Origin of the sequence: Microcoleus sp. A6-C6 (genome assembly GCF_036705955.1) — a bacterium.
GTDB lineage: Bacteria > Cyanobacteriota > Cyanobacteriia > Cyanobacteriales > Microcoleaceae > Microcoleus.
Genome location: NZ_JAUBVR010000048.1, coordinates 16967 through 29458 on the forward strand (window position 1 = coordinate 16967; position 12492 = coordinate 29458).

The 12492-nt window shown below is 46.9% G+C and carries 11 protein-coding genes; 6 read left to right on the forward strand and 5 right to left on the reverse strand.

All coding sequences use genetic code 11. From position 1 onward, the window contains the following. A partial coding sequence (locus QUB52_RS18930; protein ID WP_332976239.1) for a calcium-binding protein occupies positions 1–1173 on the forward strand: 1173 nt, incomplete at its 5' end. A 391-nt stretch (positions 1174–1564) separates the two neighbouring features. Here QUB52_RS18930 and purM read toward each other — a convergent pair. Further along, a complete protein-coding gene (gene purM / locus QUB52_RS18935) occupies positions 1565–2593 on the reverse strand; it encodes a phosphoribosylformylglycinamidine cyclo-ligase (RefSeq protein WP_332974384.1) in 1029 nt (342 codons plus the stop codon). A gap of 606 nt (positions 2594–3199) precedes the next feature. Between purM and QUB52_RS18940 the strand changes: the two genes are divergently transcribed. Then, positions 3200–4261 (forward strand): septal ring lytic transglycosylase RlpA family protein, encoded by a 1062-nt coding sequence (locus tag QUB52_RS18940; protein ID WP_265234368.1) that lies wholly within the window; start codon positions 3200–3202, stop codon positions 4259–4261. A 270-nt stretch (positions 4262–4531) separates the two neighbouring features. Here the strand turns inward: QUB52_RS18940 and QUB52_RS18945 are convergent, their stop codons facing one another. Both QUB52_RS18945 and QUB52_RS18950 read right to left on the reverse strand, forming a co-directional pair. Next, on the reverse strand, positions 4532–5515 hold the full coding sequence (locus QUB52_RS18945; RefSeq protein ID WP_332974387.1) for an RNA-guided endonuclease InsQ/TnpB family protein: 984 nt from the start codon (positions 5513–5515) through the stop codon (positions 4532–4534). 165 nt (positions 5516–5680) lie between these two features. Then, positions 5681–5800, reverse strand: coding sequence for a helix-turn-helix domain-containing protein (locus QUB52_RS18950; RefSeq protein WP_321161577.1), 120 nt, complete (start codon positions 5798–5800; stop codon positions 5681–5683). A gap of 233 nt (positions 5801–6033) precedes the next feature. Here QUB52_RS18950 and QUB52_RS18955 point away from each other — a divergent pair, with 233 nt between their 5' ends. Then, positions 6034–7644, forward strand: coding sequence for a bifunctional pantoate--beta-alanine ligase/(d)CMP kinase (locus tag QUB52_RS18955; RefSeq protein ID WP_332974388.1), 1611 nt, complete (start codon positions 6034–6036; stop codon positions 7642–7644). A 329-nt stretch (positions 7645–7973) separates the two neighbouring features. Then, positions 7974–8897, forward strand: coding sequence for a polysaccharide deacetylase family protein (locus tag QUB52_RS18960; protein ID WP_265234458.1), 924 nt, complete (start codon positions 7974–7976; stop codon positions 8895–8897). 156 nt (positions 8898–9053) lie between these two features. Here the strand turns inward: QUB52_RS18960 and QUB52_RS18965 are convergent, their stop codons facing one another. Both QUB52_RS18965 and QUB52_RS18970 read right to left on the reverse strand, forming a co-directional pair. Continuing rightward, positions 9054–10121, reverse strand: coding sequence for an NAD(P)/FAD-dependent oxidoreductase (locus QUB52_RS18965; RefSeq protein ID WP_332974390.1), 1068 nt, complete (start codon positions 10119–10121; stop codon positions 9054–9056). Between the two features lie 205 nt (positions 10122–10326). After that, a complete protein-coding gene (locus QUB52_RS18970) occupies positions 10327–11088 on the reverse strand; it encodes a class I SAM-dependent methyltransferase (protein ID WP_265234365.1) in 762 nt (253 codons plus the stop codon). 213 nt (positions 11089–11301) lie between these two features. On the opposite strand from QUB52_RS18970, the gene QUB52_RS18975 reads away from it, so the two are divergent. After that, positions 11302–11445, forward strand: a complete 144-nt coding sequence (locus QUB52_RS18975; RefSeq protein ID WP_332974391.1) for a hypothetical protein — start codon at positions 11302–11304, stop codon at positions 11443–11445. A 182-nt stretch (positions 11446–11627) separates the two neighbouring features. Next, on the forward strand, positions 11628–12473 hold the full coding sequence (locus QUB52_RS18980; RefSeq protein WP_265234363.1) for a YaaW family protein: 846 nt from the start codon (positions 11628–11630) through the stop codon (positions 12471–12473). The last annotated feature ends 19 nt before the right edge of the window (positions 12474–12492 follow it).

Genomic DNA, 12492 nt, shown 5'->3' on the forward strand with positions numbered 1-12492 from the left:
ACTCCGACTCCGACAACTCCGACTCCGACAACGCCGACTCCGACAACGCCGACTCCGACAACGCCGACTCCGACAACTCCGACTCCGACAACTCCGACTCCGACAACGCCGACTCCGACAACGCCGACTCCGACAACGCCGACTCCGACAACAACACCAACGGGTACACCAAATCCGACGCCTGCGCCAACTCCGACTCCGACAACAACACCAACGGGTACACCAACTCCGACGACTGCGCCAACTCCGACGCCTGCGGAAACTCCAACGCCAACGCCGACTCTAATTCCTTCCCCTTCCCCTTCCCCTTCCCCTTCTTCCCCAGATTGCATTTGCAATACTATTGAGTATCCAAAGATCGATCGCCCAAACCAAGCTAACAACACCATCAACGGCAATGGTAGCGGTGAAATTCAGTTTGGCACACCGGAAAACGATGCTTTTTACGGCAGTCCAAATCCGAATATTTTCGATGCCGGTTTAGACGATGACAACCTCTACGGCGGAGAAGACAACGATATCCTTTACGGCAACCGAGGCAATGATTTTATTGACGGCAACAAGGGAGACGATCTCCTGTTTGGCGGCAAGGGAAATGACATCATCCTTGGCTGTGAAGGCGAAGATCTCATCTTCGGAAATCGTGGCAATGATTCAATAAATGGTAAAGAAGACAACGACTTAATCTTTGGCGGTGAAGGTGCTGATTTTATCGATGGTGGCAAAGGTAGCGATATCGAATTTGGAGGCAAGGGAAATGATCTAATCTTCGGCAGCGATGGCGAGGATTCTCTCTACGGCAATTATGGTGATGATACTCTCTGCGGAGGTGTTGGCAATGATTGTCTGAGTGGAGGTGCGGGCAATGATTTGCTAGACGGGTGCGAGGGAAATGATACTTTGATTGGCGGTTTGGGGGATGACTGTCTAATTGGAGGTGGCGGCAGCGATCGCTTTTTACTCTCTACCAATTCCGGGATCGATATTATTGCCGATTTTGAGAATGGCCAAGATTTGCTGATGCTAGGTAATGGCTTGAGATTCGAGGAATTAACTCTGAAGGAAAATAGCGGCTCAACATCGATCAAGTATGTGCCGACTGGGGAAATTATAGCTGTTTTAAATGGAGTTTCGCCTACCAGTATTAATGCAGCAGATTTCACTTTCCTTTAAACTTGTACATCTCTGGAGGTAGAATCTAATTATGTAGGTGCGCAGTGCGCACCTTGCCGTTTGGCAAATTTGGCTAATTATTAGACTTGAATTGCATTCATTCCCAAATTATCTGCGTTTATCTGCGGTTTTTTCTAAATCAAATATTTATGCAATTCAAGTCTAATAAACCGAGTTTCTGCCAATCTTCTTAAAAACTCGGCCCTAAAAAAGAACTATTACCTATTGACTTTCCTAGGATTTTTGTGGTATATTTTAGATAATGGGAGTGGTAACATTAATTTTAAAATTGCCAACACTCCCATTATTAAATAATACATTATTGAATGGTCAAAGTCAAGCGTTTGACCCGAAAAAAAAAGGCGATTTTTTTTAATTCATTCAACTAAAATTAATCAATGCCCATGATCAATTCACCGTTCCCGTCAATCACTTCGCCGATCGCAAACGCACCAATTCCCTGAGACTCAAACCACTTAACAGCCTGTTCAACTTCCCGGCGATCGAGCAACAGCACAAAGCCAATACCCATATTAAAAGTATTAAACATATCCGCAGTCGCAACTGAGCCAGCTTCAGAAATCCAGTCAAAAATTGGCAAACTCGGCCAGCTATTACAATCAATTTTCGCAGATTGATTCGCTCCCAAACAGCGGGGCAAATTTTCCGGCAAACCGCCGCCCGTAATGTGAGCCATACCGTGAATTTCCAAGCCGCTCTTCAGGGCTTCGAGGACTGGTTTCACATAAATTGTAGTCGGAGTCAGCAGCAATTCTCCTAAAGTTTGACCGCCCAATTTTTCCGGTTGGGAATGCCAATCAAAACCTAAATCCCCAGCAATTTTTCTCACCAAACTAAAACCGTTGCTGTGAACTCCCGAACTAGCCAGCCCCACAGCCACATCTCCCACCCGCACCTGCGAACCGTCCAGCAATTTGCTCTTTTCGACAATTCCCACGCAAAAACCAGCCAAATCGTACTCGCCCGCTTGGTAAAAACCGGGCATTTCTGCGGTTTCCCCTCCAAGCAAAGCACAGCCCGCTTGTTTGCAACCGTCAGCAATCCCCGTCACCACCGCAGCTAATTGTTCGGAATTTAACTTTCCCGTAGCTAAATAATCGAGAAAAAACAGCGGTTCCGCGCCGGATGTCAGCACGTCGTTGACGCACATCGCCACCAAGTCGATACCTACCGTGTCGTGGCGATCGAGATCGTGGGCCAATTTCAACTTAGTCCCAACGCCATCAGTGCCCGAAACCATCACCGGCTCTTTTAAACCCTCCGGGACGCTGAAAAACCCGCTAAATCCGCCGAATCCGCCCAAAACTCCCGATCGGTGGGTGCTTTTGACTGTATTCTTGATGCGATCGACAAAAGCTCTGCCCGCCTCAACATCCACACCTGCTGCTCGATAATCCATAAGTCCGCAAGTCCGCCAAATCTATTTGTAAGTTTTAGTTTATGCCGATAACGGGCAACAGTTGAATCTAGGAGCTGGAACCTTAGTCTAAAATTTGAGGCCGATGGCGACGAGTATCGGAAACTTGTCTCCGTTTTTTAGCGGAGTCAATCGTTAAACACTTGACAAATAGATTTTTTTAGACTAGCCATTTGGCAGCTCATAAAATAGGCTAATTTATTGTAAATTTTTGTAAATTTTTCAGGAATTCCGAAAACGGCTGCAAGCACTGCAATTAAAGGATTTTATCATACAGAGATCTGAGAAGATTTGATGAAGATTGCGTGAAATGTTTCGGCACAGCGATCCCCAAGCGCAAAAGTTTGTGGTAGTCTGTTGCAGTTCGTGAACAAAACACAAATTGCGGATCGAGTATGAGTTGTCAAGTATCAGGGAAGTTTCCGCCAAAATTTTTTGGGCTGAAGCATTAAAGCAAAAACGCACCCCGATACTTTGCTTTGACTCACGGAGGAATGGCGAAGGGCAAGAGAGAAATCCTTGACGCCTGCCGCCAAAAGGCCAATCCTCCAATCTCGGTTAGCAATGGCTATTCACAAAATTGGACGTATGAAGGAAAAATTTGTTGGTGGTTTACTCGCTGTCCTGTTAGTTCCTGTTGTAGGAACGGCATCGTCTTGTCACGCACAAGCCACAAGCGCCGTCAACCAAAACTCTCAGGGCTCCAAGCAGCAAGTAATTGCCACCCAACCGTCCCCGCAGTTAAACGCGACTCGGGCCGAAGTACAAAAAGTCGGACAGTATCAGTACCAAGCAAGAGCTGAAATTGTCCAAGACTCGATCGTCAAAATTCAGCCCCACGACTTAGACGGGCGACAAGCAGCGACAGTCTACGTGCGAAACATTCCAGTCATCACATTTCTCAACGCCAGTCGGGAAACAAATACCAAAATTGGAGCGACTGGCGACAGCAAAGCCGATTCTCGCAGTGATTCAAAAGTAGCCGGCGCAAAAGAAAATCCCAAAGCCGGAAACATTGCCAGCAATTCTAGCAACCAAGAACCAGATCCAGTGTGGCGGGCATCCAGCCTAGCAGCAAGACTCAACCAGCTAGCCCGCAACAACATCGATCCCAACAGCATTACCGTTAAGTGGGAAAAAGGCGATCGCTACCTGATCCAGGTAAACGGCGAGGACTTGGTAAATATCAACGCCGAAACCATCCTTCCCGACACCACCAGCGACTTTAGCCGAGACGCCCTGCAAGTAACCAATCGCCTCCGCCGACTGCTGGGCAACGCCCCACCCCTGGAAGCAGTCGCTGGCAAACCCCAACCAGAAGCCCCCGTGCTATCTTTGGGCCCAATTCAAGTGCGGCTCAGCGGCTGGGCTTCCTGGTACGGCCCAGGATTTGACGGCAACCTCAGCGCCAGCGGCGAACGTTTCAACCAAAATGATTTGACTGCTGCCCACCGCCAATTGCCCTTCGGCACTCTAGTCATGGTGCGAAATCTCGACAACGGCCGATCTGTAGTCGTCCGCATTAACGATCGCGGGCCCTACGTGGGCGATCGGCTGATTGACTTGTCTGCTGGCGCGGCTAACGTCCTGGGAATGATGAGCAGCGGCGTTGCGAGAGTGGAAATCGAAGTAATCGAACCGAAACAGTAAACAACAGTCGGACGGTGACAGTTGACAGTTGACAGTTGGCAGTTGGCAGTTGACAGTTGACAGCTTGCTTAGAGAAGGGTTGACAGCGACCTCTACCTTGAAGGAAGAAGATTGGAGTAATGAATAGTCTGATTTTAATTTCTCCCTACAAGGGTTCCGGCTTTCAACCAATTCTTTCTGGTAAGGCAGAATACAAAAGTTATCCGAAGTGTAGAAGGCAGAAAGTAGAGTGACATGACTCCGACTGTCAAGGCACGGAGCTTCTTTGAATTACTTCAAAAATTTCCTAGTTGCTCCCTTGCGGTTTTTCGACTTTGACCTAGACTGAGATATTTCAGTCCCCGGCAAACCGTCTGCATAGGCGTTTTGGATTCCGACGTGTCCCGCCGTATTAATTGATTCTATTCCTCTATTTCTGATGACTTGACCACTAGCCACATCTCTATCGGCAAGGAATCCACATTCTTGGCAATGATGTACTCTAACACTCAAGTCTTTTTTAACTGTTGCACCACACTCAGGACACTCTTGAGAAGTTCCCCTAGCGTTAACTTCCCCAAAAAACTTACCACGCTTCCAACACACGTACTTGGTGATAGCTCGGAATTGTCCAAAGCCCTCCGCAAGCATCTGTTTGCCAAGCATCCCTTTGGCAAGAATTCGGTAATCCAAGTCTTCCATGAAGACCATATCACCAGCGTCGCAAAGGGCGTGAGATTGCTTGAAGTGAAAATCCTTGCGGGCATTATCAATTGTGTGGTGAATTCTAGCAACTTTGATCCGTTGTTTTTCGTAATTCTTAGAGCGCTTCTTTTTCCTAGAAAGTCTGCGTTGCAGCAATTTCAGCTTGCTTTGCATCACTTTAAAGAACTTAGGCGACTTCACAAGAACTCCGTCGCTAGTTGCCAAAAACTTAGAAAGTCCAACATCTACCCCAATTGGATGACCATGAGGCATAGGATTGGGAACACTAACATCGCATTGGATATTAACGTTAGCGTACCAAATATCAGCCTTGTTGATTATCCGAACCTGCTTAACTACAAAGCCACTCGGTATCGGGCGATTGCCCGTGTTAATTGGAATGGGCCCCAACTTGGGCAAGGCGATATGTACTCCCTGCACTGGATTCTGTTTAAATTGGGGAAACAACAAAGACTTGAATTGTCCAAACTTTTTAAATCTGGGGAATCCATGCCCAACTTTTTGAAACCCATCCCAGGCTCGGTGCAGTTGTTTAATAGCCTGTTGCAAGACTTGGCTTTGGTACTTCGCCCAAGGAGAGGAAATACCTTCTTGGCGCTTGGCAAAGCATTAAGCTGATTCACTTCGCTAGGAAAAGGACTATCAGCAGCCATGATATATTCATGACTGATAGAGCATCTGTCAACCATGCACTTCCGGCTATTACACCAATCCTTAATTTCGCGCAGCCCATAGTTGTTTGTAGGCAACGCGACAAACATCCATCCACTCTTTGAGTGACTGCTCTTGAGTGATGCTGGGATAGATTCGATAGCGGTAATTCATGGTTAGCATTCCACTACCTTAACATATTTAGTGGCAGATGCAATGCTAGTAAATATAAAGCCGTCAAGCTTATGATGGGGTTTTAAACCCAACTTTCTGATAAAAATGACATCTTCCACTCGTCGAGTCCCGATGCGGGCGCGCGAGTTTATTGCTAACATCGCTGCAAGATGTCCGATCGAACAAATTCAGACAAATAATAAATTCTGCATTCTGCCGAATGCCTTCAGGAGAGTCTACCGGTGCGCCTGTTTACGACAATTGCAGCACTTCGCTGCTACTTAAATTTACAAAAGTCTGCTGTACCTGATTTGACAGTCGGTTTAGTGCCGACAATGGGAGCTTTGCACAGCGGACATCTCAGTTTGATCCAGCGAGCAAGACAAGACAATGCGATCGTCCTAGTCAGCATTTTTGTCAACCCGCTGCAATTTGGGCCGACAGAAGATTTTCAAGATTATCCCCGGAATTTCGAGCAAGACCGGCTGCTGTGCGAACAAGCTGGCGTTGATTTCATTTTTGCTCCCTCAGCAACAGAAATGTTTGGCAACCCAGCGAGCGATTCCCTACGGGATAGCTTCGCCGCGCGTGCCCAAACGCAGAAAACCGCCGAAACACAGATTCAACTTTCATCCTTAACTCAAGTAGTGCCACCGCCGGCGATGACATCAGTGTTGTGCGGCAAATCTCGGCCTGGTCATTTTCAGGGCGTCGCGACAATTGTTACCAAACTTTTGAGTTTGATTGAGCCGACAAAAGCTTATTTCGGTCAGAAAGACGCCCAGCAGCTAGCAATTATCCGCAAGCTGGCCTTGGATTTGAACTTGTCTGTAGAGATTGTTGCTTGCCCGATCGTCCGCGAAGAGTCAGGACTAGCAATGAGTTCTCGAAATCAGTATTTAACAACAGAGCAAAAACAGCAAGCCTGCGCTCTCTACCGCGCGCTGCAACAGGCCTCAAAAACTTTTGATTCAGGCGACCGCACCTCCGCTGCTGCACTCGCTATTGCGCGCGCAGAAGTCGCTGGAGAACCCGAAGTTAAGCTCGAATACGCTGAACTCGTCGATCCCGACACTTTGATGCCGTTGCAGGTTGTGGAAACAGCGGGACTTTTAGCCGTAGCAGCCAGAGTTGGCTCTACTCGCTTGATTGATAATATAATTCTCAGGAACCGGAGGCCAATTGTGGCGATCGACGGCCCGGCGGGCGCTGGCAAATCTACGGTAACTCGGCAAGCAGCAAAAGCTTTGGGCTTGTTTTATTTGGATACCGGCGCGATGTATCGGGCGCTGACTTGGCTGGCTTTGAAAACAGACACGCCGATTTCTGACGAATGTGCGATCGCCGAATTAGTCAGTTACAGCTATTTGGAATACAATCTCGATCCCGCATCTTTCATACTGAAGATTAACGGCGAAGACGTAACCGAGGCAATTCGCAGTTTGGAAGTCACATCTCGCGTCTCGGAAATGGCGGCAATTCCTGCTGTGCGCCAGTTTCTAGTAGATGAACAGCGGCGCTGTGGTACAAAAGGTGGGATTGTGGCAGAAGGCCGCGATATCGGGACTAACGTGTTTCCCGATGCGGAATTGAAGATTTTTTTGACGGCTTCGGTACAAGAGCGATCGCGTCGGCGGATGTTAGAGCTTAAAGACACCGATCGGGCTAATATTAGCTTGGAACAGTTAGAAAAAGACATTGCTCTGCGGGACGAAAAGGACAGCACCCGCCTGGTTGCGCCTTTGCGGAAAGCTGCCGATGCTGTGGAAATTCAAACAGATAATTTGAGTGTTGACGAAGTTATCGATCGGATTGTCGGCTTGTACAAACAGAGAATCCGCCCTAAAAGTTAATTTTAGGACGCTGCGATTCCCCGCAGCATCAGCTAGGGATGCGGGCCCCTAGCCTGAGCCCCTAACAATATAAACCTGCGACTAACGGGATTTGATCGCCATAGGGAAATTTTCTACTAACTATTTCCCGTTGAGATGGGTTATAGGATTTCTCGCGTACAAGTCTTAATTTTTTTGATCCGGGCGGACTTCCCTGCGATCGGTTACTTGGAGTAACATTTCTAGGGACAATCTGATTTAAGATTATGCCCTAAAGTGAATTAACTGATATCAAAATAAAATCTAGAATTAATTGTGCAAGGTGTGAAGGAGAGAATGACGTGACAAAAATGAAACGGCTTTTGAGGCGGCGACAAAAATTAATCGTTGCTTTTCTGGCCGCAGCGGGCAGTTTTTTGCTGGGTGTGACGTTACCGATGAACTTGCGGGCAACTCAACCAGCGCCACCGATGCAGCCACAAGTCTTGGCCGTATCGTCCCAAGAACCAAAACTGATATCTAATGTTAGTGGGATTAAAGGAGCGATCGCCCATCGAGTTGAAGTTGCCCAAAAAGCCCTAACTCAACAGCAGGAAACCCGTTTTCAATCACCCCTACCATCCCAGTTTAAAGGTATCATGCTGCGTCAGGCAAAACTGGATGAGCAGCACAAGGCGATCGCCCTGACATTTGACGACGGGCCCTGGCCGACAACTACTACACAAATCCTAGATATCCTCAAGAAAAACAATATTAAGGCGACATTCTTCTGGGTAGGAAGATACCTGCAAACATATCCCGAACTTGGCAAACAAGTCGCGGCGGCCGGTCACGCGATCGGCAACCACACTTGGAACCACCAATACATTAAATATAACGAAGACGGTGCGGCTCGCGAGATCGATCGCACATCATCATTAATTGAGAAAGTGACCGGGGTAAAAACATTAATGTTTCGGCCGCCAGGAGGCATTTTAAACAATGGATTGGCAGCTTACGCACAGAAGAAAAATTATGCAGTGATCATGTGGTCTGCGGATTCTTTAGATTGGCGGACTGCGACGCAATCGTTGATGGACAACGTGATGCGACAGGCCAATTCGGGCGGCATTGTGTTGATGCACGATGGTGGTGGCAATCGAGCGAGAACAGTACAAGCATTGCCCGATATTATTGCTAGACTGAGAAAAGAAGGGTACAAATTTGTAACAGTTCCAGAGTTATTGCAGATGCAAGAACAAGCTTTAAAGAAGCAGCAGACAGCACGAAAATAAAAAAATGGGAGAGTGGAATTAAGCGCCATTTTCCCACTTTTTACAACAACTCGTGATCGAAAAAATAACTCCCTCGCACTCAATAAATCAGCCAGATAGACCACAATTAAAAGGGTTATTATTGAGGAATTTAATCCCACTAATAACCCTTTTAATTCAGTCAGTTTGAATTAAATTAAAAGGCAAATTCTGCAATTGAAAATTCACCCAAGCAGCCGCCGCCACTCCCGATCGCAAAGCAGCATCAATTTGACCATCCCCGCACAAATCCCCCGCACAAACCAGCGGCAAAGTCCCCTCAGCGGGCAAACAAGAAACAGGCAAAGGATTTCGACAAAAAGCATAGCGCCAGCGGTGAACCTGCAACCATTCCGGCTGATTCAGCCAAGGCATTAAATGTTCAGAAGTGCGATCGAGCAATTCTTGACCGATAATATTTAAATCAGTAGCTTCTAAATAGCGATCGGCAAAATTAGCAGTGCTGTGAACCACAAACACAGGCTGCTGCGGATCGAATCGCTTGCTGCTGTCGAGGCCAAGCCAAGCTAAATCAGAATCATCGGGAAAAGAAACCGATTTCCACTGCGGATTGAGATTGCTCAACTCTGAATTTCGTTCCGCAGGATAGCCAGCCATAACTGTAATGCAAGGGTCATATTCTACAGAACGCAATTTGTCAATAAAATCTGGCGACAAACCGATTTCCGAATCCAAAAACATTAAAGCTTGAGGAGCAGGAATTGCTACAACCACAGCCTTAGCAATCAATTCTTGAGGTATCTCTAAATTGTCGTCGGTAACTTCTAGGGAAAGTTGCCACAATTGGTGATCTGTAGCAGACATAGCTTGGACTCGACGGCCATACCAAATGTCTAAATCCTCAGCCAGATACTTACCGACAGCATTCATCCCAGCAGGTGCGACATAACAGGAAGTGGGAATCGATAAAATTTCTCCTTGTCGGAATTCTCCCACACTATCCGTCCAGAGTTTCAGAATGTGGCGATCGAGCAAAACCTCAATTAACCCCTGCACCGCATCTCCCTGCGGCTCCAAATAGCGAGCCCCGTGATCTGCCCTAGTGCCGTGCACACGGCGAGTAGCGACTCGTCCGCCGGGGCCGCGAGATTTCTCCACAACTACCACAGAATAGCCCGCGAGGCGCAACTGCCGAGCACAAATCAGCCCCGCCATCCCCGCACCGATGACCGCAACATCGAACATAGTTTAAATTTCAGTTGTTTAGATTTAGTTGAGTCTTGGATACATCAATGCCCAATAAACCTGGTTTTCTACCACACTTAAAGGCCTTAATGCACTTTTTTTGTTTAGGAAAACCAGTTTCTGCGTCCATGACTATAGTTATCAGCTTGAAACTAGATATCAAGACGCGGAATTTTTAGACCAGGTTTTGGCGAACAAAAAACCTTTAGCAAACCCCTAAACTTGGAGTTAGTTTGCGATAGCAACGAGCCGTGATTAAGTGAGGATGAAAAACTTCGATAAAATTAGACTGAAGTTTATAAAAAAATGTGTCTATTGCTTCCCGATCTTCTAGGTGAAAAGGAAATTCTTGATTAAAACCTTTGAAAAAATACCAATTAAGGATCAGTTGTCCTGACGGGGACAGCATCTTGTGAAAATCCAACAACTGCTGACTGGGATTTGGTAAATGTTCAATCACATCTAAACAAATAATCGTATCAAAAACTTCCGTGGGGGATATTTCCAGACAACAGGAAATTTTGTCACTCAATCCTAACTTAGCAGCTCGGCTTTGAACTAAATTGCAATTTATGGGGTTAATATCGCAATAAACTACTTGTTCTACTTCAGGGCAAAGGGCGGCTGCAATAGCATGAGTTCCAATACCGCCGCCAAAATCTAATACCCGACCGCGAGCGATATCGGAGATCAATGTTAAAGTACCTCCTATGTACTCCTGACTTGACAAATGCCAAGCCCCAAGATCGAACAGGTAAGCTTCTCCTACTCGATCGCGATAAAACTCGCTAGCTTCTTCCCAGTCAAAATCCCGATGACCTAGTTCTGCCAAGGATTGTTGACTAAATTCCATCCTTTGTTCAATTGCTTCTGCATCTAAGTTTAAAAAATCCTGTAGATGCTGCTTTAAACTGAAAGCATCTTGCCAATATCCCTGTAAAAAAGACGGTGCGACAGCAGAAGACATAATTTACTAGCTCACAAAAAATCCCCATCTATTATATGATTAACTGACATTCTTTTACAGAAACACACTCCCCAAAAAATCCTTCGTTGATAACTAATAAAATAGTGTGGGTTCACGGTGAATTTGGGAGTCCTGAAGAGGCTGGGTTGTAGCTAGCCAGAGGCTGTGCTGCTATGGGGGTTTGGGTGACAAAGCCGATCGATAAATGTTGAGTTGAAAACGAATTATCTCGATCGCGATCGCAAAATCTACGCACAAAAACTAAAGCTTTCCGGGCTCGGCAAGCGGGGCGATGGCTGTAACGATGTTTTTTTGTACAAAAAGCAGGTTTCTGTGCAAGTCCTAATTCTGCCTTGATGCCGAATGCTTTGCCTGCGATCGGCGATCGCCCGTCGCGCCAGGTAGTAGAATAGGGAACAGCACGAATCTACAGGTAAGATTAGTTGAAAAAAAAATGTAGCGCTCGGCAAGTTCCAAAGTGCGCTACTCAGCGACAATCTAAATCTAAAATCTAAAATGGTATATGGGAGGGCAAAATCTTGGACGAACTAAGAGCAGCACTAGAATTGACAACAGAAGAAGAATTGCAGCAACTAACCGAACTGTTGTTTAGCCGCAAGTTTAACCCTTTAGATTACGTGCAAACCCCCGCACCGATAGACGTACAAAGTCGCGATCGCGAAGCATGGCTAGACGCCGTAGAACAGCGGTTTCGGTATCTTGCGGCCGACGGGTTGACGGTACTCAGAGGGCGAACCGAACAAGTAACTTACAGACAAGCACTAATTCAAGTTTGCCGCTATCTCAAAATCCCTTATCCCAAACAATTGTCAACCACCGACTTAGAAGCCGAAGTATTTCTGCACTTAATGGGCCGCGCGTGGAAGCGTTTGCCGGCAGATGAACAGCAAGCGCTGACAGTGCGCGTACAGCGAGCAATTGTTGATTCTAAACTCTCTGAACCCTTGCCAATTTCTGCTGAAAAAGACCCGCTGGGTTTGCTGTTCAAAGGTGGTAGCGCTTTAGCTGTGAGTTCCATCTTAAAACCCATGTTGCTGAAAGTGATGGCGAATCAATTTGCGCTGCATTTTGCCACCTATCAAATGGCCAGACAAGGAGTGCTTGCAGGGACTGTAACCGCAGCAACCCAGTTTCAAAATTATGTCGCAATTCAGACGGCGCGGCGCGGTATGGCCGTGAGTGCGGCTCGTTACGGTGCGACGCGGAGCGTGTTTTCGTTGCTCGGCCCGGTGATGTGGACTTGGTTTTTAGCGGATTTGGGTTGGCGATCGATTTCCACGAACTACGGGCGCATTATCCCGACCATTTTTGCCTTGGCTCAAATTCGATTAACGCGATCGGAATGCGCTTGGGAATTAGCTTAACAATTTTAGATTTTAGATT

Coding starts and splice junctions, on each gene's coding strand:
- purM (WP_332974384.1), bottom strand. CDS start 2,593: ATGGATTATCGAGCAGCAGGTGTGGATGTTGAGGCGGGCAGAGCTTTT.
- QUB52_RS18940 (WP_265234368.1), top strand. CDS start 3,200: ATGAAGGAAAAATTTGTTGGTGGTTTACTCGCTGTCCTGTTAGTTCCT.
- QUB52_RS18950 (WP_321161577.1), bottom strand. CDS start 5,800: ATGCTAACCATGAATTACCGCTATCGAATCTATCCCAGCATCACTCAA.
- QUB52_RS18960 (WP_265234458.1), top strand. CDS start 7,974: ATGAAACGGCTTTTGAGGCGGCGACAAAAATTAATCGTTGCTTTTCTG.
- QUB52_RS18965 (WP_332974390.1), bottom strand. CDS start 10,121: ATGTTCGATGTTGCGGTCATCGGTGCGGGGATGGCGGGGCTGATTTGT.
- QUB52_RS18970 (WP_265234365.1), bottom strand. CDS start 11,088: ATGTCTTCTGCTGTCGCACCGTCTTTTTTACAGGGATATTGGCAAGAT.